General features: G+C 70.6%; 21 protein-coding genes and 1 tRNA gene. 13 read left to right on the top strand and 9 right to left on the bottom strand.

Annotated features, from left to right (window positions below):
- Positions 1-475: 475 nt before the first annotated feature.
- The 9 genes from CSR00_RS16365 (at position 476) to CSR00_RS16405 (ending at position 9,832) form a co-directional block, all read left to right on the top strand.
- The gene (locus tag CSR00_RS16365; RefSeq protein WP_099023474.1) at positions 476-1,429 is read left to right on the top strand and encodes an efflux ABC transporter ATPase subunit, DrrA-related; all 954 of its coding nucleotides are present in this window, start codon (positions 476-478) and stop codon (positions 1,427-1,429) included.
- Positions 1,426-2,268: an ABC transporter permease gene (locus CSR00_RS16370; protein WP_099023475.1), complete on the top strand. Its 843-nt coding sequence runs from the start codon at positions 1,426-1,428 to the stop codon at positions 2,266-2,268. The genes CSR00_RS16365 and CSR00_RS16370 overlap by 4 nt, the downstream gene beginning before the upstream one ends.
- Positions 2,269-2,329: 61 nt before the next feature.
- Positions 2,330-3,376 (top strand): epoxyqueuosine reductase, encoded by a 1,047-nt coding sequence (locus tag CSR00_RS16375; protein ID WP_099023476.1) that lies wholly within the window; start codon positions 2,330-2,332, stop codon positions 3,374-3,376.
- A gap of 183 nt (positions 3,377-3,559) precedes the next feature.
- Positions 3,560-4,180, top strand: coding sequence for a helix-turn-helix domain-containing protein (locus tag CSR00_RS16380; RefSeq protein WP_176562096.1), 621 nt, complete (start codon positions 3,560-3,562; stop codon positions 4,178-4,180).
- Positions 4,181-4,248: 68 nt separating this feature from the next.
- A complete protein-coding gene (locus tag CSR00_RS16385; RefSeq protein WP_176562097.1) occupies positions 4,249-5,295 on the top strand; it encodes an ABC transporter substrate-binding protein in 1,047 nt (348 codons plus the stop codon).
- On the top strand, positions 5,292-6,128 hold the full coding sequence (locus CSR00_RS16390; RefSeq protein WP_099023479.1) for an ABC transporter ATP-binding protein: 837 nt from the start codon (positions 5,292-5,294) through the stop codon (positions 6,126-6,128). Before CSR00_RS16385 ends, CSR00_RS16390 begins: the two co-directional genes overlap by 4 nt.
- An 8-nt stretch (positions 6,129-6,136) precedes the next feature.
- The gene (locus CSR00_RS16395; protein WP_218014505.1) at positions 6,137-7,729 is read left to right on the top strand and encodes an ABC transporter permease; all 1,593 of its coding nucleotides are present in this window, start codon (positions 6,137-6,139) and stop codon (positions 7,727-7,729) included.
- Between the two features lie 82 nt (positions 7,730-7,811).
- On the top strand, positions 7,812-8,843 hold the full coding sequence (locus tag CSR00_RS16400) for an isopenicillin N synthase family dioxygenase (protein WP_099023481.1): 1,032 nt from the start codon (positions 7,812-7,814) through the stop codon (positions 8,841-8,843).
- A gap of 29 nt (positions 8,844-8,872) precedes the next feature.
- Entirely contained in the window at positions 8,873-9,832 is a 960-nt protein-coding gene (locus CSR00_RS16405; protein WP_099023482.1) for an isopenicillin N synthase family dioxygenase, read from the top strand.
- Between the two features lie 12 nt (positions 9,833-9,844).
- On the opposite strand, the gene pth is transcribed toward CSR00_RS16405, so the two are convergent.
- From pth to glmU, 7 genes are all read right to left on the bottom strand, one after another.
- The gene (gene pth, locus CSR00_RS16410; protein ID WP_099023483.1) at positions 9,845-10,423 is read right to left on the bottom strand and encodes an aminoacyl-tRNA hydrolase; all 579 of its coding nucleotides are present in this window, start codon (positions 10,421-10,423) and stop codon (positions 9,845-9,847) included.
- Between the two features lie 12 nt (positions 10,424-10,435).
- Positions 10,436-11,086: a 50S ribosomal protein L25/general stress protein Ctc gene (locus CSR00_RS16415; RefSeq protein WP_099023484.1), complete on the bottom strand. Its 651-nt coding sequence runs from the start codon at positions 11,084-11,086 to the stop codon at positions 10,436-10,438.
- 156 nt (positions 11,087-11,242) lie between these two features.
- Positions 11,243-12,115, bottom strand: coding sequence for an oxidoreductase (locus tag CSR00_RS16420; protein ID WP_099023485.1), 873 nt, complete (start codon positions 12,113-12,115; stop codon positions 11,243-11,245).
- Between the two features lie 96 nt (positions 12,116-12,211).
- A complete protein-coding gene (locus CSR00_RS16425) occupies positions 12,212-12,844 on the bottom strand; it encodes an LpqN/LpqT family lipoprotein (RefSeq protein WP_245906134.1) in 633 nt (210 codons plus the stop codon).
- Positions 12,845-12,870: 26 nt separating this feature from the next.
- Complete coding sequence (gene arsC / locus CSR00_RS16430) at positions 12,871-13,230, bottom strand: arsenate reductase (glutaredoxin) (protein WP_099023487.1); 360 nt, start codon at positions 13,228-13,230, stop codon at positions 12,871-12,873.
- 1 nt (position 13,231) lies between these two features.
- Positions 13,232-14,212, bottom strand: coding sequence for a ribose-phosphate diphosphokinase (locus CSR00_RS16435; protein WP_099023488.1), 981 nt, complete (start codon positions 14,210-14,212; stop codon positions 13,232-13,234).
- Between the two features lie 109 nt (positions 14,213-14,321).
- Positions 14,322-15,800 carry a bifunctional UDP-N-acetylglucosamine diphosphorylase/glucosamine-1-phosphate N-acetyltransferase GlmU gene (gene glmU, locus CSR00_RS16440; RefSeq protein ID WP_099023489.1) on the bottom strand — a complete coding sequence of 493 codons (1,479 nt, stop codon included), beginning with the start codon at positions 15,798-15,800 and terminating at the stop codon, positions 14,322-14,324.
- A gap of 158 nt (positions 15,801-15,958) precedes the next feature.
- Between glmU and CSR00_RS16445 the strand changes: the two genes are divergently transcribed.
- On the top strand, positions 15,959-17,152 hold the full coding sequence (locus CSR00_RS16445) for a DUF1444 domain-containing protein (protein WP_099023490.1): 1,194 nt from the start codon (positions 15,959-15,961) through the stop codon (positions 17,150-17,152).
- 76 nt (positions 17,153-17,228) lie between these two features.
- Here CSR00_RS16445 and CSR00_RS16450 read toward each other — a convergent pair.
- Positions 17,229-17,300, bottom strand: a tRNA-Gln gene (locus CSR00_RS16450).
- A gap of 86 nt (positions 17,301-17,386) precedes the next feature.
- Here CSR00_RS16450 and CSR00_RS16455 point away from each other — a divergent pair.
- Genes CSR00_RS16455 through CSR00_RS16465 form a run of 3 tightly spaced genes read left to right on the top strand, consistent with a single transcriptional unit; the run spans position 17,387 to position 22,803 of the window.
- Complete coding sequence (locus tag CSR00_RS16455; protein ID WP_141564379.1) at positions 17,387-17,980, top strand: TetR/AcrR family transcriptional regulator; 594 nt, start codon at positions 17,387-17,389, stop codon at positions 17,978-17,980.
- Positions 17,981-18,037: 57 nt separating this feature from the next.
- Positions 18,038-21,718, top strand: a complete 3,681-nt coding sequence (gene mfd / locus CSR00_RS16460) for a transcription-repair coupling factor (RefSeq protein ID WP_099023492.1) — start codon at positions 18,038-18,040, stop codon at positions 21,716-21,718.
- On the top strand, positions 21,715-22,803 hold the full coding sequence (locus CSR00_RS16465; RefSeq protein WP_099023493.1) for a nucleoside triphosphate pyrophosphohydrolase: 1,089 nt from the start codon (positions 21,715-21,717) through the stop codon (positions 22,801-22,803). The genes mfd and CSR00_RS16465 overlap by 4 nt, the downstream gene beginning before the upstream one ends.
- Positions 22,804-22,821: 18 nt before the next feature.
- Here CSR00_RS16465 and efeB read toward each other — a convergent pair whose 3' ends face one another.
- Positions 22,822-24,123, bottom strand: a complete 1,302-nt coding sequence (gene efeB, locus CSR00_RS16470) for an iron uptake transporter deferrochelatase/peroxidase subunit (protein WP_245906136.1) — start codon at positions 24,121-24,123, stop codon at positions 22,822-22,824.
- Positions 24,124-24,127: the final 4 nt, after the last annotated feature.

Raw genomic sequence — 24,127 nt, forward strand, 5'->3', positions numbered from 1 at the left:
GGCCCGCCGGGGCTCCTGTGCTCCTGGCCTGCCGAACTCCACGTTCTGCCGAACTCCACGTTCCTGGCCGCACCGAGCGTGCGCTCAGGACGTGGTACTGCGCTGGTGTTCGGTCTTACCGCATCGAGTGTGCGTTCAGGTCGGGGTGCGGCGCGGGTGTCGGGTTTTACCGCATCGAGTGTGCGTTCAGGTCGGGGTGCGGCGCGGGTGTTCGGTCCTACCGCACCGAGCGTGCGCTCAGGACGGGGTGCGGCGCGGGTGTCGGGTCTTACCGCATCGAGTGTGCGCTCAGGACGTGGTACTGCGCTGGTGTTCGGTCTTACCGCATCGAGTGTGCGTTCAGGACGTGGTGCAGCGCTGGTGTCGGGTCTCCCCGCATCGAGCGTGCGCTCAGGACGTGGTGCGGCCGCGGCCGCGGCCGCGCGCCGCAGAAGTCGTTGGCGCGGAGCCGATACGCGCCGATACGGTGAGCACCATGACCGCACCGGCCATCGAGGCCGTCGACCTGGTGAAGCGCTTCGGTGACCACACCGCCGTCGACGGCATCAGTTTCAGCGTCCCACCGGGTACCGTGCTGGGCCTGCTCGGCCCCAACGGCGCGGGCAAGACCACCACCGTGCGGATGATGACCACACTGTCGGCGCCCACCAGCGGAACGGCACGGGTGGCCGGGTACGACGTGCGCACCGAGCCGGATCTGGTGCGCCGGCACATGGGCCTGACCGGGCAGGCCGCCACCGTCGACGAGCTGCTGACCGGCCGGGAGAACATCCGGATGATCGGCGGGCTCTACGGCATCGGCCGGCGCGAGCTGGCCCGGCTCACCGGACAACTGCTGGAACAGTTTTCGATCGCCGACGCCGCAGACCGCGTGGTGAAGTCCTACTCCGGCGGGATGCGCCGGCGGCTGGACCTGGCGGTCAGCCTGATCGCCGCCCCGCCGGTGCTGTTCCTCGACGAGCCCACCACGGGCCTGGATCCGCGCAGCCGCAGCGACCTGTGGGAGGTGCTGCGCAGCCTGGTCGCCGACGGCACCACGCTGCTGCTGACCACGCAGTACCTGGAGGAGGCCGATCAGCTGGCCGACCGGATCGTCGTGGTCGACCACGGCCGCATCATCGCCGAGGGCACGCCCCTGCAGCTCAAACAGCGCGCCGGCAACACCAGCCTGGTGGTGACGGTGTCGCGTCCCACCGACCTGGGCGCGGCCCGCGAGATCGTCGCGCGCACCGGTGCCGAGGTGTTCGTCGACCGCCCCGCGCGCAGGCTGACCGCCTCGGCCGAGGGCCTGGCCGACATGACCGCCGTCGCCGGCCGGCTGCAGGACAGCGGTATCGAGGTCGACGACATCGGGTTGGCCCGGCCCAGCCTCGACGACGTGTTCCTGTCGCTGACCGGCCACCGGGCCGAGGTCGAGGAGGCCCGATGAGCACCACCACCGGCGTACGGACCGGCGTCAGACCGGCCATCGCGCAGACCTCGCTGGCCCGGCAGACCTGGATCATGGTCAAGCGCAACATGATCCACACCAAGCGGATGCCCGAGATGCTCAGCGACGTGACCACGCAGCCGATCATGTTCGTGCTGTTGTTCGCCTTCGTGTTCGGGGCGTCGATCACCAACACCGGCGGCACGTCCTACCGGGAGTTCCTGCTGCCGGGTATCCAGGCGCAGACCATCGTGTTCTCGGCGTTCGTGGTGGCCGCCGGGATCACCGCCGACGTGGAGAAGGGGATCATCGACCGGTTCCGTTCGCTGCCCATCTCCCGGTCGTCGGTGCTGATCGGGCGCAGCGTGGCCAGCCTGATCCACTCCTCGATCGGGGTCGTCGTGATGGCGGTGACGGGGCTGGCCATCGGCTGGCGGATCCGGGGCTCGGTGGCCGAGGCCGCGCTGGCGTTCGCGCTGGTGTTGGTGTTCGGTTTCGGCGTGATCTGGTTCGGCATCCTGATCGGCTCGCTGATGCGCTCGGTGGAGGCCGTCAACGGGGTGATGTTCACCCTGTTGTTCCCGGTGACGTTCCTGGCCAACACGTTCGTGCCCACCGAGCCGATGCCGCACTGGCTGCGGGTGATCGCCGAGTGGAATCCGGTGTCCTCGCTGGCGCAGGCCATGCGGGTGCTGTGGGGCAACGGGCCGGCGGCGCCGCCGAGCGCGCAGTTGCCGCTGCATCATCCGGTGCTGGCCACCGTGCTGTGGTCGCTGTTGTTGACGGCGGTGTTCGCTCCGTTCGCGCTGCGCGCCTACGCCCGGCGCACCGCGGACTGAGGTGGGCGGGCGGACGGGGGATTCCGCGGCGGCTAGCTGAGTATTGTGTACTATACCTAGCATGGCCGAACAGACCCGCCGCGTCCCGCCCCGCATCGCCGACCACCCGACCGTGCGTGCCGTGACCGCCCGGCCGCGGCACCGGACCCGGCGCGGGGCCATCGACGCGGACTGGCTGCGCGGCGTGTGCCTGCAGGCCGGCGCCGACGACGTCGCCTTCGCCCGGGTCGACGATCCGGCGCTGAGCTCCGAGCGCGAGCACGTCGAGGCCGCGCTGCCCGGGGCGCGCAGCTTCATCTCGCTGGTGGTGCGGATGAACCGCGACAACGTGCGCTCGACGGCGCGCAGCGTGGCCAACCAGGAGTTCCACCGCAGCGGCGAGATCATCAACGAGGCCGCCCACCGGATCACCCGGGCACTACAGGACGCCGGGTACCGCTCGGTGAACCCGTCGGCGACCTTCCCGATGGAGATGGACCGCTATCCGGGGCGCATCTGGGTGGTCGCCCACAAGCCGGTGGCCGTCGCGTCCGGGCTGGGGGTCATGGGCATCCACCGCAACGTGATCCACCCGCGGTTCGGCAACTTCATCCTGCTGGCGACGGTGCTCGTCGACGACGAGATCAGCGAATACGGTGCGCCGCTGGACTACTCACCGTGCCTGGAGTGCAAGCTGTGCGTGGCCGCCTGCCCGGTCGGCGCGATCGGCAAGGACGGCGAGTTCGACTTCCTGGCCTGCTCGGTGCACAACTACCGCGAGTTCATGGGCGGCTTCACCGACTGGGCCGAAACCGTCGCCGACTCCGCCGACGGCGAGGACTTCCGCGAGCGGGTCAGCGATTCCGAGAACGCCTCGATGTGGCAGAGCCTGTCGTTCAAGGCCAACTACAAGGCCGCCTACTGCCTCGCGGTGTGCCCGGCGGGGGAGGACGTCATCGAGCCCTACCTCGACGACCGCAAGGCCTTCATGGACACCGTGCTCAAGCCGTTGCAGGACAAGGCCGAAACCCTCTACGTGCTCCCGGATTCGGCGGCCAAGGCGCATGCCGAGAAACGCTACCCGCACAAGACGGTCAAGGTCGTCGGCAGCGGCATCCGGGGAGTCTGAGGGACCGTTCCGGACAGTTCCGTGCCGATGGGCGGGCCGGCGATGCCGATCCCTCGCCCGGGGGTTCGCTAAGATCCGGCCGAACGGATGGGTGGTTGGGACCGGCCCTGCCCGAGCGGTCTCGGTGGCGCGGTGGAGCCACGCCGGTGCCGCCGGCTTTCGGCACGGCGAGGAGGAGCGACGATGGACGCGGAGACGTCACCGGAGGGCGAGAGTCTTCGCGCCGAGGAGATCGGCCGGGCCGTGCGCGCGCACCGCAAGAGGTCCGGGCTGTCGATGGTTCGCCTCTCCGAGATCGTGGGCGTCTCGCAGTCCTTCCTCAGTCAGCTCGAGAACGGTCGTGTGTACCCCAGCGTTCTGACGCTCTACAAGCTCGCCGAGGCCCTGGACGTCACCGTCGGCGCGCTCCTTAGCCCGTCGCCGATGACTGCCACCGCGGTGTTCTACCGTGCGGGCACCGCCCCCGTGATTCCGCACGGGCACGCGGACGCGTCGGATCTGTCCAGGCTGGTGACGAGTCCGGCCGGCGGCCATATCCTGCTCGGCCTCCATCACCAGATGCGTGGTGCCCAGATCGCCGACGACGTCTACCAGCACAGCGGCGAGGACCTGATCGTGATCCTGCGCGGCGTTCTGACCGTTCACGTCGGCGAGGACGCGTATCTGATGCATCCGGGGGACTCGCTGCACTACGACGGCAATCAGCCGCACTGGTTCGAGAAGTCGGATTCGCCCGAGGTCGAGCTGCTTCTCGTCACCGGCTCACCGCATGGGACGCCGGAACATTTCGTCACGGCCGAGTAACACCGCGGAAACCCGCGACATTAGCGTCACTTATATTCTAGGGTCTCCGGCATTGAATGGAGGCCTCTGTGGACAGACGATTGTTCCTGCGCGACGCCATACGTGTCGGTGCAGCGGTCGCGGCGGTCGCCGCCACGCCCACCCTGGCATCGTGTAGCCGTCGCTCCACCGGCCCGGAGGTCGCCGCGGCCGCCGTCCCGCCGACACCGGCGATCCAGCTGAACTGGATACTGGACTCGTCGTATGCCGGGATGTACGTCGCCAAGCAGCGTCACTACTTTCGGGACGCCGGCTTCGACGGTGTGACCCTGATGGCCGGTGGGGCCGACATCGCACCGGATCCGATAGTCGCGACGGGGAAAGCGGCGCTCGGCGTCTCGGGCCCGTCGATCACCGCACAGGCGCGCAACCAGGGCGCGCCCCTGGTCATCGTGGGAGCCATCTGCCAGATCAACCCCTACACCGTGCTCTCCATGCCGCAGCGGCCGCTGCGTGAACCCGCCGATCTGGTCGGCAAGACCGTTGCCGTCGACGCGGTGTCGATGACGCCCTGGCGAGTGTTCTGCACGCTGAACGACATCGATCCCGATTCGGTCAAGACGGTACCGGCCAACTACGACCTGTCCCTGCTCACCTCCGGAGCCGTGGACGGCTTTCTCGGCTTCACCGCCAACGAGCTGGTGGCGCTGCAGCTGCAGGGAGCAGACCCGGTCTCGATGGGATTCGACGACCACGGATATCGATCGGTGTCGGAGACGCTCATGGTCGACACGGAGACACTGGCCGCCGATCCCGCCGGGGTCAAACGGATGCTGCTCGCGCTGGCCCGTGGCTGGACCGACGTGATCCGCGATCCCGATGCGGCCGCCGATCTCACGGAGTCGTTGTACGGACGCGATCTCGGCCTGGACGTCGCCACGGAGCGGGCCACCTGCCAACAGGTCGCGCGCTCCGCCGTGCCGCGGCCGGGAGCAAGCGGGGTCCTCGACATCCCCGACGGCCGGGTCGCCGAGACCGTGCAGAACATGGCCGCCGGCGGGGTGCACACGACCGCCGAGGAACTGTTCGACCTCGGCCCGATCCGCGAGGTGCACCGAGAGAACCCCGAGCTGTGACCGTCACCGGGAATGTCGGGGAGGTGGACGCGCAGGGGGCGGCACCCGATCCGGGGGTCGTCGGCCTCCGGTTCGATGCCGTGTCCAAGGTCTATCCGGGGACCCGGCCGGTCGTCGCGCTCGAGGGGATCGACATATCCATCGCCCCGGGCAGTTTCACGGCCCTGCTCGGCCCGTCCGGTTGCGGGAAGTCGACGCTGCTGCGCATGGCCGCCGGCCTGGAGGATCCGACCGAGGGATCGGTGTCGGCCCTCGGCCAGTCTCCGCGCGCCCTCGCCAAACAGGGCAGGGTGAGCATCAGCTTCCAGGACGCGGCCCTGCTGCCCTGGCGCACCGTGGAGGCCAACATTCGCCTGCCGCTGGAATCGCGCCGGCAACGCCGCCTCTCGCGCGCCGAGCGGGACCGGCGTATCCACGCGCTGATCGCGATGGTCGGGCTGGAACACTTCGCGAACGCGCACCCCGACCAGCTTTCCGGGGGAATGCAGCAGCGGGTGGCCATCGCGCGTTCCCTGGCCGCCGACCCGGACCTGCTCCTGTTGGACGAACCGTTCGGTGCACTCGACGAGATCACCCGGTTGCGGCTCAATCTCGAACTGCAGCGGATCTGGTCCGGACAGCCCTTCACCACGCTGCTGGTCACGCACTCCGTCGAGGAGGCGGTGATCCTCGCCGACCGGGTCATCGTGATGTCGGCCCGGCCCGGCCGGGTTGTCGCCGACGTGCCCGTCACCCTCGGGTGGCCGCGCAGCGAAGAGGTGCTCGAGACTGCGGAGTTCGCCCGGCACACCCGCCAACTGCGTCACCATCTGATGTTCGGCGGGCAACCATGACGTCGGCGGTGGCCGTGGCGGTTGGGTCGCCGCCGTGGGCGCTCGCCGGGTTCGCCGGGCGGACTGCCAGACGGTACAGCCCCGTCATCGGGATCGCGGTGCTGATCCTGGCGTGGCAGGTCGTCGCGAGCGTCACCGGCAACCCCGCCGTCCCGACTCCGGTCGCGGTGCTCGCCCGCATCGGCCGGGACGGATTCGGTTTCTACTGGGCCAATCTGAGCACCACGCTGGCGGAGACGCTGGCGGGACTGGTCATCGGCAACGTCATCGGGCTCGGGCTGGGCATCGTCGCCGCCTCGCACCGCCTGCTGACCCGGCCCGCCCTGCACGTGGCCATGCTCACCTACACGGTCCCGATCATCGCGGTGGGCGTCATCCTGACGACGCTGTACAGCGGCTCGGTGCCGCGGATCGCCACCGCCGCGATCTACGTCGTCTTCACCACCACCCTCGGCACCGTCGCCGGGCTGCGCGCCTCCAGCCGGCGCTCCCTGGAGTTGATGGAGGCCTTCGGAGCCCGTCGCCCCGCGATATGGGTGAAGGTCCGTATTCCCTCGGCGATGCCCAATATCGCTACCGGACTGAAGCTTTCGGCACCCGCCGCGATGCTCGGCGCCATCGTCGGGTCCTACCTGGGTGGGGACAGGGGAGTCGGCGTCGCGATGGTGGCCGCCCAGCGCTCCGGCGATGTCGAACGCACCTGGGCGTTCGCGGTCCTGGCGACGGTCGTCGCGGCCCTGCTCTACGGGGCGATGGGGTTCGCCACCGGCCGCTTCACGCGCTGGCTTCCGGACATGTCGTCGACACTGTGGTCACAACCACCGATGCGGTGGTATCAGCGGGTGTCGCTCGCGGTGGCCGTTCTGATGCTCAGCCTCGGGCTGTGGACCGCCCTGCTGTACCTCATGGACGTCGACGCCTTCCTGTCCCGAACCCCGCTCGAGGTGGCCGACTACCTGATCCACACCACCCCCGCGGAGCGCGCGGCGTTACTGAGCGCAACGGGTGAGACGCTGGCGCACGCCGCACTGGGGTTCGTTGCCGGCCTGGCCGCCGCACTGGCCACCGCGGCCCTGCTCACGCTGCGCCCGGCGTCGCGCGGCATGGTCATGCCGATGGCGTTGCTGGGTCAGGCGGTGCCCTTCGTGGTCTTTCTTCCGGTCTGCCTCACCGTCTTCGGGCGGGGGTTGGTGTCCATCGCGATCGTCGGGGGACTCGTCAGCTTCTTTCCGGTGCTGCTCAACATCGACGACGCCTTGCGTCGTACCCCCCTGCGCGCCGGCGAACTGCTGGCCTGCTGCGGCTACAGCCGGTCCGCCACGTTGAGGAAGGTTCAACTTCCCTATGCCACTGTGGCTTTGATCGCCAGTACCCGAATTGCGGTTCCCGGCGCGCTCGCCGGCGCGGTTCTCGTCGAGTATCTCGCGCTCGGCAACGGCCTCGGCCACCTCATGGTCACCTCGGTCACGCAGTTCGACTACTCCCGCCTGTGGGCCGCGGTCGTGCTGCTCACCTGCGCATCGGTGGTCCTCGGGGCGACGTCGCGAGTGGTGGAAAGGCGGGTGTGCCGGCGTCTACATCTGCCGGCCGAAGACCTGTGAACCCCCATCGGCCGACGCCGAGGCCGTCGGACCCGTGCACACCGGAAACACCGAACGCCCAAGAGAAAGGACCGAAGTCAGCATGGCAACCTCGCGCGGCATCGACGTACCGATCATCGACCTGGCCCAGACAGCGACACCCGGCGACCGCCGTCGGCTCGTCGAGGCCGTGGACCGGGCGGCGTCCCAAGTCGGCTTCATGCAGGTCGTCGGGCACGGCGTGCCCCACTCCGCGATCGACCAATTGACCCGGGCGATGGACGGGTTCTTCGCACTGCCGGGATCGGTCAAGGCGAAGTACCGCACCGACCCGTCGATCAACCGCGGATACACCCCGACCAGGGCCGAACGGCTCAGCCTCAGCCTGGGCGTGCTCTCGGCGGCCGATCTGTTCGAGGCGTTCAACGTCGGCGCACAATCCGGGGACCATCCCGGTGCCAACCTCCCCGAACGCCACTATCCGGCCAACATCTGGCCCACCGAGGTCGACGGGTTCCGGCGTGCCGTGTCGGGCTGGTTCGACGCCGCGGCGGCGGTGGCGCGGCGGATCACCGGCGTGTTCGCCCTCGCGCTGGATCTGCCCGCCGACCACTTCGCACAGGTCCAGGACCACAGCATCGACGTTCTGCGCCTCAACAACTACGCCGTCCCGGCGGGCGAGGCCGAGCTTCAGGACGGCCAGCTGGGAATGGGTGCCCACACCGACTACGGAATCGTCACGGTGCTGTGGGCGGACGACGTGCCCGGGCTGCAGCTGCTGGGACCGGACGGGGCGTGGTGCGACGTGCGACCCGCGGACGGTGCGTTGCTGGTCAACCTCGGGGACCTGCTGGCGCGATGGACCAACGACCGCTGGACATCCACCATGCACCGGGTGGTCGCCCCCCGCGACGCCGACGGCAACCTCATTCGTCGCAGGTCGGCAGCCTTCTTTCACGACGGCAGGCACGACGCGCTGATCTCGTGTCTGCCCAACTGCACCGACCGGTCCAATCCGCCCCGGTACGCACCCATCACCGTCGAAGACCATCTGGCCGCCAAGCTCGCGGGTTCCCGTGGCGGAAAACCGAACACGGGGGCGGTCGAGGCGCGCCGCCTGACCACCACCCGCTGACCGCGCAAGCGCGGGAAAGGACACTCACCATGGCTACGATCGCAACCGTCGACCTGCGGCAGTGGCGTGCCGGCGGGGCCGCCGCCGACGAGGTCTGCCGTCTTGTCGACGACGGACTTCGCAGGGCGGGTTTCCTTCTGGTCACCGGGCACGGCATCAACCCGGAACTACCCGCGCGGGTCCGCCAGGCCGCCAGATACTTCTTCCGGCTACCCGGCGAGGTCAAGCAGCAGTACGCGTCGACCCAGCCCGGACTGCCGGGCTGGCTGGGTCCGGGCCTGGAAGCCAACGGCTACTCCGAGGGCACGGCGACCCCGCCGGACATGAAGGAGACCCTGGGGTTTCAGGCCCAGACTCCCACCGGGGATCACGACGTCGACCGGCGGTGGTTCAATCCCAACATCTGGCCGGTGGAGATACCTGAACTGCGAGGGCTCTACGAGATCTACCTCGTCTACATGGAACGGCTGACCCACGAACTGCTCACGCTGTGCGCGGTGGCTCTGGGCCAGCGCCCGGACGCTCTGACCGCCCTGGCGCACAACGCAATGTGGTCCTCGAACATCAATCACTATCCGCCACTGACGGTCACCGGCCCGGCGCAGGCCGGGCAGTTCCGGATCGGGCCGCACACCGATTTCGGAACGGTGACGATCCTCGACCGCGAGCCCGGCGCCGGTGGGCTGCAGGTGTACACCGACGAAGCCGGGTGGGAGGACGCTCCGTTCGACCCCACGGCGCTCACCGTCAACATCGGCGACATCCTCGCGTACTGGACCGGTCACCGGTGGCGCTCCGGCCGGCACCGCGTGCTGGCTCCTCCGGTGTCGGCCCCCGACGAGGAACTGATCTCACTGATCTACTTCCACGACCTCTCGCCCGAGGCCAGGGTGGTTCCGCTCGCCAAACCCGTGGCCGTGTCGGACCGATTGGAGCCGGTGGTCGCGGGGGAGTATCTCGCGGCCAAGATCGACGCGATCTCCCTGTAGCCGCACGGGCCGTCACGTCCAGGCGTGCACGGTGTTCTGCGCGGGCTCCAACCCGACCTGCACGAGCAACTCGGCGGCGTCGGCGGCCTGCTCGCAGATGGTGGGCACCTCGGTGCGCTCGGCCGCCGAGAAGTTCTCCAGCACGTAGGCCGCCGGGTCCTTGCGGCCCGGCGGGCGCCCGATGCCGATGCGCACCCGCTGAAAGTCCTTGGTGCCCAGCGCCGCAGCCACCGACCGCAGGCCGTTGTGGCCGCCCTCGCCGCCACCGAGCTTGAGCCGGATCCGCCCGAACTCGATGTCGAGCTCGTCGTGGATGACGACGACGTCGGCCGGGGCCACCGAGTAGAACTTGGCCAACGGGCCCACCTGCCGGCCGGACTCGTTCATGTACACCCGGGGCTTGGCCAGCACCACCGACCTGCCGCCCAGCCAGCCCGTCACCACCTCGGCGCCGGACTTCTTGTGCACCTTGAAGTTTCCGCCGATGCGGCCGGCCAGCAGGTCGGCCACCATGAAGCCGACGTTGTGCCGTGTCTTGGCGTAGTTCGGTCCGGGGTTGCCCAGGCCGACCACCAACAGCGGTTCGGCCACAACCAGTGCCGCCTACTCGGAGTCGGTCTCGGACTCGCCGCCCTCGGCTGCCGCGGGCTCCGCGCCGGCTTCCGCGCCACTGCCCTCGGCCTCCAACTCCTCGCCCGACGGTGCCTCGACGATGTTGACCACCAGCAGCTCGGGATCGGAGACCAGCGTGACGCCCTCGGGCAGCTCGATCTGGCCGGCGGTCACCTGGGTGCCGGGCTCGGTGCCCTCGATGGACACGGTGAACCGCTCGGGAATCGACATGGCCTCGGCCTCGATCTCGATGGCGGTCGCGTCCTGGGTGACCAGCGTCCCCGGGGCGGCGTCACCCTCCAGCTCGACGTTGACCTCGACGATCACCTTCTCGCCGCGGCGCACCACGATCAGGTCGGCGTGCTGGATGTTGCGCTTGATCGGGTGGATCTCCAGCGCCTTGGTCAGCGCCAGCTGCTCGGTGCCCTCGATGTCGAGCACCAGCACCGCGTTGGTGCCGGCGTTGCGCAGCACGGCCGCGTAGTCGTGGCCGGGCAGCAGCAGGTGGCGGGGATCGGTGCCGTGGCCGTAGAGCACGGCGGGCACCAGGCCCTCGCGCCGGGCGCGCCGCGAGGCACCCTTACCGGTCTCGGTGCGCACCGAAACCTGCAGGTCACGGGAAATCTGCTTGCCAGCGGACATGTGTATCGCTCCTGTTATGCCTGGGTAGTATCCGGGGCACGGCGGAGAGGAGCCGATGCGGGCGAACCGCGAAGAGAATTCACAGTCCCCGTCGATAACGGTGGTCGGACCACCCTCGCCGTGACGCGGGATCAGGGTAGCGCACCCGGTCCCTCATCAGGAAATCGCGGACCCGAAGCCGGCCCCCGTGAGCTGCTCGGACAGCTCCCACAGCGCGGCGGCGGTGTCGGCGTTGCGGGCGCGGCGGCTGCGTCCCACCACGGCGGTGGGCCCGGCCATCGCGTAGCGCGGGCCGACGAAGGTGTCCCCGGGCAGGTCGGCGGCCACGGCGTAGAGGGTCTGGCGGGCCCCGAAGGCGGCGTCGGTGGCCAGCTTGTTGCCCACCGTCATCAGCGCGTCGGTGGCCCTGCTGCCGGTGTGGTGCTGCAGGTCGGTCGCCGAATAGCCGGGGTGGGCGGCCAGGGCCCGCACCGGTGAACCGGCCCGGGTCAGCCGGCGCTGCAGTTCGCTGGTGAACAGCAGGTTGGCCAGCTTGGACTGCCCGTAGGCCAGCCACGCCGAGTACGGGCGGGCCTTCCAGTTCAGGTCGGCGAGGTTGATGCGGCCCATGTGGTGCATGAACGAGGACACCGTGACCACCCGCTCGGTGATCCTGGGCAGCAGCAGGTTCGTCAGCGCGAAATGGCCCAGGTGGTTGGTGCCCATCTGGCTCTCGAAACCGTCGGCGGTCAGCGCGTAGGGGACGGCCATCACCCCGGCGTTGTTGACCAGCACGTCCACCGGTGTGTCGATGCTCTCGGCGAACTCCCGCACCGAGCCCAGGTCCTGCAGATCCAGGCGCCGTACCGACACGTCGCCGGACATTCCCGCCGCGGCCCGCTCGCCCTTGGCGGTGTTGCGCACCGCCAGGATCACGGTGGCCCCGGCGCGCGCCAGTTCGGCGGCGGTGATCTCACCCAGGCCGCTGTTGGCGCCGGTGACGATCACCGTGCGGGCGGCGAAGGAGGGCAGGTCGGCTGCGGTCCACATGCCCTCACACTAGCCGCGCCGAGACTGCAGGTTGTGACACCCCGACCTGGGGGAACGTGTCCGAAGATGCAGCCTGGGCGCGGGAATCAGCAGGGTTCAGTGCACCGCGACGGAGAACCCGTCGATGATCCGCTGGATGTCGTCGGACTGCGCCACCGCCTGGTCGGCGCGGCTGGTGACGGTGAACTGGACCAGGTAGCGCTGGAACGCCGGGGCGGGCGTCACCGGGATCACGATGCGGTTGTAGGAGTGCAGCCGGCGGTCCACCACGTTGTAGCTGCCCTCGATCATCGCCGACGGGAATCCGTCGAAGTCGTCGAAGGACTCGTTGAGCTTGGTGAAGCCCGGGGAGAGCAGCGCGTCGGCGGTGGCGTGTCGGATCGCCTCGGCGACGTCGAAACCGCCGTGCAGCCGGAACACCAGCACCATCGCCGTCGGGTAGTCGTTGTTCTTGGCGATCGCCTCGGTCTGCGGCGAGAGGTTGGGATTGGTGTAGGTGCTCCAGCCCCGGGGCCGCGGCACCGTGACGGTCAGGTCCTTCAGTCCGGTCGCCGGCACCGGTTCGCCCTGCACGCCGAGCTGTTCGAGGTACTGCGAGAACGGCACCGGTTGCGCGGCGGCGCTCGACGGCGCCGGTTCGGGCGTCGAGGGGGTGGTGCTCCAGATCGACTGGTAGTCGGGGGTCTGGCCGCCGCAGGCGGTGACCGTCACCGCCGTGGCCAGTGCCACGGCCGCCGCGCACCGGCGGCCAGCCGTCACAGAATCTCGCGGACGGCGTCGATCGGGCGCGCCAGCCGGGTCCCTTTGCCGGTCACCACGAACGGGCGCTCGATCAGGATCGGGTTGGCCGCCATCGCGTCGAGCAGTTCGTCGTCGGAGGCGTCGGCCAGGTTCAGTTCGCCGTACAGGGACTCGCGTTTGCGCACCGCGGTGCGCACGTCGATGCCGGCGTCGGCGATCATCGCGGCCAGCTCGGCGCGGCTGGGTGGGGTCTTGAGGTACTGGATCACCGTCGGTTCGATCCCGTTGTCGCGCAGCAGCTCCAGCGTCTTGCGCGACGTGCTGCACCGCGGGTTGTGGTAGATGGTGGCCGTCTGCTCCGACTTCGCCGGCATCTCAGGCCGATCCGTCGAAAAGGCCGGTGACCGAACCGTTCTCGAACACCGCGCGGATGGTGCTGGCCAGCAGCGGCGCGATCGACAGCACGGTCAGCTGCGGGAACTGCTTGTCCTCGCCGATCGGCAGGGTGTTGGTGACGATCACCTCGCGGGCTCCGCTTTCGGACAACCGGTCGCGGGCCGGGGACGAGAGCACCCCGTGGGTGGCGGCGATGACGACGTCGCCGGCGCCGTCCTCGTGCAGCAGCTTGACCGCGCCGGCGATGGTGCCGCCGGTGTCGATCATGTCGTCGATCAAAATGCAGGTCTTGCCGGTGACGTCACCGACGACCCGGTTGGACTTCACCTGGTTGGGCACCCGCGGGTCCCGGGTCTTGTGGATGAACGCCAGCGGCACCCCGCCGAGGGAGTCGGCCCATTTCTCGGCGACCCGCACGCGCCCGGAATCCGGTGAGACCACCACCATGTCGTGGCCGGCGTAGTTGTCGCGAATGTAGTTGCTCAGCAGCGACTGGCCTCGCATGTGGTCGACGGGACCGTCGAAGAAGCCCTGGATCTGGTCGGTGTGCAGGTCCACCGACACGATGCGGTCGGCGCCGGCGGTCTTGAACAGGTCGGCGACCAGCCGCGCCGAGATGGGTTCGCGGCCGCGGTGCTTCTTGTCCTGGCGGGCGTACGGGTAGAACGGCAGGATCGCGGTGATGCGCTTGGCGCTGCCGCGCTTGAGCGCGTCGATCATGAGCAGCTGTTCCATCAGCCACGTGTTGAGTGGGTAGGGGTGGCTCTGCAGCACGAAGGCGTCGCAGCCGCGGACCGACTCGTCGAAGCGCACGAAGATCTCGCCGTTGGCGAAATCCCGCGCGGTCTGCGCGGTGACGTGGACGTCGAGTTCCTTGGCGACCTGCTCGGCCAGTTCGGGATGGGCCCGACCCGAGAAGAGCATCAGGTTCTTACGGTTGTCGGACCAGTCGGTGCTCACTGTTGCGTCCTCGCCGCTCGGGGATCGATACGGGGCAATGGTACGTAGCGTTGCGGCCACGTCGTGGCCGGGTTACCAGAATGCCAACGCCGGGGGACCGTGGCGGCGTTCACCGCTGGTCGCCGGGGGTGTCGGGCCGTTCGTCGCGGGCCGCGCGCGCGGCAGCGGCCGCAGCGGCCGCAGCACTGTGGGGCCGCTTGCGTTCCACCCAGCCCTCGATGTTGCGCTGGGCGCCCGCCGAGACCGCCAGCGCGCCGGGCGGGACGTCCTCGCGCAGCACGGTGCCCGCGCCGGTGTAGGCGCCGTCGCCGACGGTCAGGGGGGCCACGAACATCGTGTCGGAGCCGGTGCGCACGTGGGAACCGACGGTGGTGCGGCTCTTGGACTCCCCGTCGTAGTTGACGAACACGCTGGAGGCCCCGATGTTGCTGTACTCGCCGATGTCGGCGTCGCCGACATAGGTCAGGTGCGGCACCTTGGTGCCGGTGCCGATCACCGCGTTCTTGGTCTCGACGAAGGCGCCGAGTTTGCCCTCGGCGCCCAGCTGCGTGCCCGGGCGCAGGTAGGTGAACGGACCGACGTCGGCCCCGGCGCCGATGACCGCCGACGTGCCGTGCGTGCGCACCACCGAGGCGGTGTCGCCGACGACGACGTCGCGCAGTGTGGTGTCGGGGCCCACGGTGCAGCGCGCGCCGACCCGTGTCCCGCCGAGCAGTTGGGTGCCCGGGTGGATCACGGTGTCGCGCCCGACCGTCACGTCGACGTCGATCCAGGTGGTGGCCGGGTCCATCACGGTCACCCCGGCGCGCTGGTGTGCGGCGACGATCCGCCGGTTCAGTTCGGCGCTCAGGTCGGCCAGCTGCACGCGGTCGTTGACCCCGGCGACCAGCGCGCTGTCGTCGACGTGTTCGGCGTGCACGGTGTGGCCGTCGTTGCGGGCGATGGCGATCACGTCGGTGAGGTACAACTCGTGCTGGGCGTTGTCCGAGCTGAGCTGGTTCAGCGCCGAGCGCAGCACCGCGATGTCGAAGGCGTAGACCGCGGCGTTGACCTCGGTGATGGCCCGCTGGGACTCGGTGGCGTCGGCCTGCTCGACGATCGCGATGACCTCGCCGTCCTGGGTGCGCAGGATCCGTCCGTAACCGGTCGGGTCGGGCAGGGTCGTGGTCAGCATGGTGACCCCGGCGCCGGCCGCGGTGTGGGTGCTCACCAGGGACGACAGCGTCGCGGTGTCCAGCAGCGGGACGTCGCCGGCGGTGACGACGACCACCCCGGCGAAGTCGGCCGGCAGGGCCGACAGCCCGCACAGCACCGCGTGCCCGGTGCCGTGCTGTTCCTCCTGGATCGCGGTCTGCACCGGCCGGTGCAGCTCGGCGGCCAGCTGCGTGACCGCGGGGGTGATCTGGTCGCGGTAACTGCCCAGCACCACCACCAGGTGGGCGGGCTCGAGCCCGGTGACCGCGTGCAGGGTGTGGGAGAGCATGCTGCGCCCGCCCAGCGGGTGCAGCACCTTCGGAGTGTCCGAGCGCATACGGGTGCCGGCACCGGCCGCCAGGACAAGGACCGCGGAGTCGCCGTGTTCGGTCATGGACCTCTCTTCTCCGTGCGGGCGCCGCAGCCCGCGGCGGCACCACTTTCAGCCTGTCATCTCCTGCACGTCCGCGGCAAAACCACGGCGGGACCGCGCGCCGGACGCTCGTGGACGCTCGTGGACGCTCGTGGACGCTCGTCGCATAGCATGCGCGTGTGGGGATCGGAGGCCAGGACGCCGGGGCGGGTACCGGAGGGGCCGACTCGATCTCCGCGTTCGCCGGCCTCCTGCTGGCCGCCCTGGCCGACCACGGGTTCGCCGACGCCCGCTTCGAGCCGATGCCGTTCGTGGTGAAGTTCGCCGACGACACCCGGGTGCTGCTGGCCGACCGGCTCTACCGCGACCTCGCGGCCGTTCCGGTGGGCGACTGGCCGACCGCGTTGGCCGAGCGGCTGCCGCCCTATCTGCGGCCCACCCCGGACACCTGGCCGCAGGTCAGCGAGCGCCTGCGCTCGGTGCTGCGCCCGGCCAGCCTCACCGGCGCCGCGGCCGCCGAGACCAACCGGCCCTGGATCCGCCCGGTCTGGCCGTTCGTGCACGAGGCGGCGGTGCTCGACCTGCCCGAGGCCGCGTTCCTGGTCACCGAGCGCGACACCGGCAAGTGGGGGGTCACCGGCGAGCAGATGTTCGCCCAGGCGCGGCACAACGTCGCGCTGCTGCACCCCGCCGAGCGACAGGACCAGCAGTTCTTCCAGATGGCCGGGGACGGCCGCAGCTACTGCGATTCGGCGGTCCTGGTGCCCGGCTGGCTGGCCGGCTTCGTCCCCGACACCGGCGGCGCGGCGGGGGCCCGGCCGCTGGCGTTCTTCCCGGGCGACGACTCGATCCTGGTCGGCACCGACGACCCGGAGCTGGTCGGTGCGCTCTTCGAGACCGCCGAGCTGGCCTACCGCGCGGCCCGCTGCCCGGTGTCGCCGCAGGGCTACACCGTCGCCGACGGGCTGATCGTGCCGCTGGACCAGGCCGGACCGCATCCGGCGCGGGTGCTGGCGCTGCGGGCGCGTTCGCTGCTGGCCGCCGCCGAGTACGAGTTCCAGACCGCACGGTTGCGGCAGGCGCCGCAGGCGCGGGCGGCCGCGTTGCAGCTGGTCGACACCGCGCGCGGCCTGTGCACCTGCACCGACTGGCCGCAGGGCGCGCCGGTGGATCTGCCCGAGGCCGACTACGTCCGGTTCACCGGGCCCGGGGAAGCCGACGGATTCGTGGTTCCGTTCCAGGTGGTCACCGACATCGTGGGGCTGCGCCCGGTGCCCGACGTCATTCCGCTGCGCTACCGCGCCGAAGGGTGGCCGGCCGAGCTGGCCGCCGTGCTGCGGGGCCACGCCGTGGACCCGTCCGCGGGAGCCTGACCGGCCGCCGGCCCACCCCCGGGCCCTGTGAGCCCCGTGAGCCCGTGAGCCCTGTGAGCCCCGTGAGCTCCGTGAGCTCCGTCGCCAGGACTCGAACCTGAACTATCTGAACCAAAATCAGAGGTGCTGCCGATTACACCACGACGGACTGACGCCGCCCGGAGTCTATCGGGTCCCGATAGGCTGCATCCCGTGGCAGCTCCGGACAAGGAAGTGCGTGCGCCGCGAGCCAGGATGACCGGCACCGAGCGACGGCACCAGCTCATCGACATCGCGCGGTCGCTGTTCGCCGAGCGTGGCTACGAGGCCACCTCCATCGAGGAGATCGCGCAGCGCGCCAACGTCTCCAAGCCGGTCGTCTACGAGCACTTCGGCGGCAAGGAGGGCCTCTACGCCGTGGTGGTGGACCGGGAGATGTCGGCGCTGCTGGACAAGATCACGTCCTCGCTGACCAACAACCGCTCCCGGGTTCGCGTGGAGCGGGTGGCGCTGGCGCTGCTGACCTACGTGGAGGAGCGCACCGACGGGTTCCGGATCATGATCCGCGACTCGCCGGCCTCGATCAGCTCCGGCACCTATTCGAGCCTGCTCAACGACGCGGTCTCGCAGGTCGCCTCGATTCTGGCCGGGGACTTCGCGCGCCGCGGTCTGGATCCCGACCTGGCCCCGCTCTACGCCCAGGCGCTGGTCGGGTCGGTGTCCATGACCGCGCAGTGGTGGCTCGACGTCCGCGAGCCGAAGAAGGAAGTGGTGGCCGCGCACCTGGTGAACCTGATGTGGAACGGGTTGAAGCACCTGGAGGCCGACCCGCACCTGCAGGACGAGTAGCGCCGAATCCGCCGGGGCGCAGCTGTCTTCGGCCCGCCCTCTAGACTGGACGTCATCATGACCGCACCGGGGTACCTCCATGCCCAGACCCCGATAGCGGGTCTCGTCGAGATGGCGCTGAGCGCGCCGACATTCACCGACCTGGCCGAGCGTGCCGCCGGCCGGCCCGAGGATCTGCGCCTGGTCGCGCCGGTCAACGCCAAGGTGTTCGCCGCCGCGGCGCTGGCCCGGCAGACCCCGCTGCTGGTGGTCACCGCCACCGGCCGCGAGGCCGACGACCTGACGGCCGAGCTGCGCGGGGTGTTCGGCGAGGCGGCCGCGATGTTCCCGTCCTGGGAGACCCTGCCGCACGAACGGCTGTCCCCCGGGGTGGACACCGTCGGCGCGCGGCTGATGCTGCTGCGCCGGCTGGCCCACCCCGACGACGCCCGCCTGGGGCCGCCGCTGCGGGTGGTGGTCACCACGGCGCGCTCGCTGCTGCAGCCGATGGCCGGCGGCCCGGCCGCCGCGGTCAACGCCGACCCGGTGACCCTGGCCGTCGGGGCCGAAACCGGCTTCGAGGAGACCATCGCCCGGCTGGTGGAGCTGGCCTACACCCGGGTGGACATGGTGGGCAAGCGCGGCGAGTTCGCCGTGCGCGGGGGCATCCTGGATTTGTTCCCGCCGACCGCCGAGCATCCGGTGCGCGTCGAGTTCTGGGGCGACGAGGTCTCCGAGATGCGGATGTTCTCGGTGGCCGACCAGCGCTCCATCCCGGAGGTGCCGGTCGACGCGGTGGTCGCGGTGCCCTGCCGGGAGCTGCTGCTGACCGAGGACGTCCGGGGTCGCGCGGCCGCGCTGGCGGCGGGGCGCAGCGGCGGGGACAACACCGTGGTCGGCACCGTCGGGGATATGCTGGCCAGGCTGGCCGAGGGCATTCCAGTCGACGGGATGGAGGCCCTGCTGCCGGTGCTGCAGCCCGACGATCTGACCCTGCTCACCGACCAGCTCGCGGCGGGCACCCCGGTGCTGGTGTGCGACCCGGAGAAGGTCCGCACCCGCGCCGCCGACCTGATCAAGACCGGCCAGGAGTTCCTGGAGGCGTCCTGGTCGGTGGCCGCGGTCGGCGGTGACGCCCCCATCGACGTCGAGCAGCTCGGCGGGTCGGGATTCCGGGGGCTGGCCGAGGTGCGCGAGTCGGCCCGCGCCGCCGGGCATCCCTGGTGGACGCTGAGCCAGCTGCCCGACGAGTCCGCGATCGAGCTCGACGTGCGGGCGGCCCCGTCGGCGCGGGGGTCGGCGGAGAGCATCTCCGGGATCTTCGCGATGCTGCGCGCCCACGTCGCCACCGGCGGGTTCGCGGCCGTGGTGGCGCCGGGCACCGGGACGGCGCGTCGCGTGGTCGAACAGCTGGCCGAGGCGGACATCCCCGCGCAGATGCTGGAGTCCGGAGCGGCGCCCAAGGCCGGGGTGGTGGGCGTGCTCAAGGGTCCGCTGCAGCTGGGCCTGGTGGTGCCGGGCGCCAACCTGGTGCTGATCACCGAGACCGACCTGACCGGCAACCGGGTGACCGCCTCCGAGGGAAAACGGTTGGCGGCCAAGCGGCGCAACACCGTCGACCCGCTCGCGCTGACCGCCGGCGACCTGGTGGTGCACGACCAGCACGGGATCGGCAAGTTCGTCGAGATGACCGAGCGCACCGTCGGCGGCGCCCGCCGCGAGTACCTGGTGCTGGAATACGCGTCGTCCAAGCGGGGCGGCGGGGCCGACCGGCTCTACGTGCCGATGGACTCCCTGGACCAGCTCTCCCGCTACGTGGGCGGTCAGGCGCCCAGCCTGAGCCGGTTGGGCGGCAGCGACTGGACCAACACGAAGACCAAGGCGCGCAAGGCCGTCCGGGAGATCGCCACCGAGCTGGTGGCGCTCTACGCCAAACGCCAGGCCGCGCCGGGCTACGCCTTCGGCCCGGACACCCCGTGGCAGGCCGAGATGGAGGACGCCTTCGGGTTCACCGAGACCGTCGATCAGATGACCGCCATCGCCGAGGTGAAATCCGATATGCAGAAGCCGGTTCCGATGGACCGGGTGATCTGCGGCGACGTCGGCTACGGCAAGACCGAGATCGCGGTGCGCGCCGCGTTCAAGGCGGTGCAGGACGGCAAGCAGGTCTCGGTGCTGGTGCCCACCACACTGCTGGCCGACCAGCACCTGCAGACCTTCACCGAACGCATGGCCGGCTTCCCGGTCACCGTCAAGGGACTGTCGCGGTTCACCGACCCGGCCGAATCCCGTTCGGTCATCGAAGGATTGGCCGACGGCAGCGTCGACGTGGTGATCGGTACCCACCGGCTGCTGCAGACCGGGGTGCGTTACAAGGACCTCGGGCTGGTGATCGTCGACGAGGAGCAGCGCTTCGGGGTGGAGCACAAGGAGCACATCAAGAGCCTGCGCACCCACGTCGACGTGCTGACCATGAGCGCGACCCCCATTCCGCGGACCCTGGAGATGAGCCTGGCCGGCATCCGGGAGATGTCGACCATCCTGACCCCGCCCGAGGAGCGCTACCCGGTGCTGACCTACGTCGGCCCGCACGACGACAAACAGGTCGCGGCCGCGCTGCGCCGCGAGCTGCTGCGCGACGGACAGGCGTTCTACATCCACAACCGGGTGCGCTCCATCGACCAGGCCGCCGCGCGGGTCCGCGAGCTGGTCCCGGAGGCCCGCGTGGTCGTCGCGCACGGGCAGATGCCCGAGGAGCAGCTCGAACGCACCGTCGAGGGGTTCTGGAACCGCGAATTCGACATCCTGGTGTGCACCACCATCGTGGAGACCGGGCTGGACATCTCCAACGCCAACACCCTGATCGTCGAGCGCGCCGACACCTTCGGGCTCTCCCAGCTGCACCAGCTGCGCGGCCGGGTGGGACGCAGCCGCGAACGCGGCTACGCCTACTTCCTGTACCCGCCGGAGCTGCCGCTGACCGAGACCGCCTACGACCGGCTGGCGACCATCGCCCAGAACAACGAGCTCGGCGCCGGCATGGCGGTGGCGATGAAGGACCTGGAGATCCGCGGCGCCGGCAACGTGCTGGGGGTCGAACAGTCCGGCCACGTCGCCGGGGTGGGTTTCGACCTGTATGTGCGGCTGGTGGGCGAGGCCGTCGAGGCGTACCGGGCCGCCGCCGACGGGCAGACCGTCGCCGGGGCCGAGGAGCCCAAGGAGGTCCGCATCGACCTGCCGGTCGACGCCCACCTGCCCCCGGACTACATCGGCAGCGACCGGCTGCGCCTGGAGGGCTACCGCCGGCTGGCCTCGGCCGCCGACGAGGACGAGGTCGGTGCCGTCGTCGAGGAGCTGACCGACCGCTACGGCGAGCTGCCCGAACCGGCGCGGCGCCTGGTCGCGGTGGCACGGCTGCGGCTGCTGTGCCGCCGCTACGGCGTCACCGAGGTGTCGGCGACGGGGTCGGCGGGCCAGCCCTCCACGCTGCGGCTGACGCCGCTGACGCTGCCCGACTCCGCGCAGCTGCGGCTCAAACGGGTCTATCCCGGCGGCCAGTACCGGGCCACCACGTCGACGGTGCAGGTGCCCATCCCGCGGGCCGGCAGCGGAATCGGGGCGCCGCGCATCCGCGACCTGGAGCTGGTCCAGATGGTTGCCGACCTGATTTTGGCGCTAGACGGGAAACCGCAGGGTGAAGTTGATATAACGGCTGTGCCCGGGGGGCCCGCGGGCGAGCGTGAAGGGGACGGACGATGACGGTGATCCTGCTCGATCCCCGCCGGCCCACGCTGGTGCCCGTCGAGGCCCTCGAGCTGCTCGCCGGCGACGTGCAGTACACCGAGGAGCTGCCGGTCAAGGTGCCCTGGTCGCTGCCGTCGGCGCGGGCCGTGCACACCGGCGAGAACGCACCGGTGCTGGTGTCCTCCGATCCCGCGCACCCGGCGGTCGCGGCGCGCATCGCCGCCGGTGAGCGGGTGATCGCCGCGCCCGAGCCGGCGGCCGGGGAACGGCTGCTCGACGCGGTGGCGGTGATGGACCGGCTGCGCACCAACGGGCCCTGGGAGAGCGAGCAGACCCACGAGTCGCTGCGCCGCTACCTGCTGGAGGAGACCTACGAGCTGTTCGACGCCGTGCACCGCGGCGACGCCGAGGAGCTGCGCGACGAGCTCGGCGACGTCCTGCTGCAGGTGCTCTTCCACGCCCGCATCGCCGAGGAGGCCCCCCAGCACGCGTTCACCATCGACGACGTCGCCGACGCGCTGGTGCGCAAGCTGGCCCACCGGGTGCCCACGGTGCTCGGCGGCCAGGAGGTGTCGCTGGCCGATCAGCTGGCCCAGTGGGAGGAACGCAAGAGCGTCGAACGCGCCGCCAAGGCCGCCAAGGCGGGCGCGGCGGGGCTGTCGGTGATGGACGATCTGCCGACCGGGCAGCCGGCGCTGGCGCTGGCGCAGAAGGTGATCTCGCGGGCCCGTCAGGCCGGCATCCCCGCCGACCTGATCCCGTCGGACATGCTGGCGATCGCGCTGGCCGAGCAGGAGGACGCCGAGAACACCCTGCGTTCGGAGGTGCTGTCGTTCATGGACGACGTCCGCGCGGTCGAGTCCGAGGTGGCCGTGCGGCGCACCGGCGCCGCGCTGGAGGGGGAGGCGGGCGCGCCGCACCCGATCAGCCCCGAGGAGTGGCGCGCGGCCTGGCCGTCGGACACCCCGCAGCGCGTCGCGCCGGAGGAACTGCACCCGGTGCCCGGCCACGAAGACCTGGACGAGACCGGCACCGCCGAGGAGACCGGCACCGCCGAGGAGACCGGCACCGCCGAGGAGGCCGGCGCCGCCGGCAGCTGAGCGCGCGGGCGGCCCCGGTCAGCCGAACAGCGTCGAACCCCAGTAGGCGTCGCGGTCGCCGGCCGGGATCCCCGGGGGGATCGCGAACAGGCCGGTGCCGGTGTGGGTGATGTACTCGTTCATCGCGTCACTGCGCGACATCTCGGCCTGCATCGGGATGAACTGGGTGGCCGGGTTGCGGTTGAACGCGATGAAGAACAACCCGGCGTCCAGGTGCCCGAAGCCGTCGGTGCCGTCGGTGAAGTTGTAGCCGCGGCGCAGGATCCGGATGCCGTTCAGGTGCTGGTGGGAGACCACGCGCACATGGGCGCCGACGTCGATCAGCGGCTGGTTCTCGTCGTCGACCATGTCCAGGTCCAGTTCCTGGAACTCCTGGGTCAGCCCGTTGGGGGCGCCGGAACCCTTCTGCCGGCCGATCACCCGTTCCTGCTCCAGCAGCGTGGTGCGGTCCCAGGGCTCGATGCGCATCCGGATGCGCCGGGTGGCCATGTAGGTGCCGCCGGTCAGCCAGTCCGGGCCGTCGCCGGGGTTGACCCACACCTGCTCGGTCAGCAGCTGGGTGTCCTCGGCCTTGATGTTGTTGGTGCCGTCCTTGAAACCGAACAGGTTTCGCGGCGTGGACTGGTCGCGGGTGGTCGACGAGGTGCGCCCGAAACCGAGCTGGGAGTACTTCACCGCGGCCACGCCGAAGGCCACCCGCGCCAGGTTGCGCACCGCGTGCACCGCCACCTGCGGGTCGTTGGCGCAGGCCTGGATGCAGATGTCGCCGCCGGAGCGCGCCGGGTCCATGGTCTCGTTGGGGAACTTCGGCAGATCCTCGAGCAGGTCGGGTTTCTGGTCGCCGAGGCCGAACCGCGGCTTGCCGTCCTTGACGAAGAACGACGGGCCGAAGCCGATCGTCAGCGTCAGCTGGGAGGGGGGCAGGCCCAGCGCCTCGCCGGTGTCCGACGGCGGCGCATAGGGGTTCAGGCCGATCGCCCCGTCGCGGAACGCCTCCTCGCCCTGCGTCATCCGCTCGGCCATGTGCGTCCACTCGCGCAGCAGCTGCACGAGTTCGGCGCGGTCATCGGTGATGACGTCGAAGGTGGCGAAGTGCATCCGGTCCTGGGCCGGGGTGACGATGCCGGCCTGATGCACCCCGCGGAACTCCACCGGGCCGGTCAGTTCGGTGTGCACCGAGCTGGCCGCCGAGGCGCGTCCGGCCATCACGCCGGCGCCGGCGGCACCGGCCACGGCGGCTCCGACGCCGGCCGCGCCCAGCAGCCTGCGCCGGGAGAACCCGGTGCGCGTGGACGCGCCGGGTTCCCCGGTGGCGGTCACCGGG

The sequence above is a fragment of the Mycolicibacterium palauense genome (genome assembly GCF_002592005.1).
Classification (GTDB): Bacteria; Actinomycetota; Actinomycetes; order Mycobacteriales; family Mycobacteriaceae; genus Mycobacterium; species Mycobacterium palauense.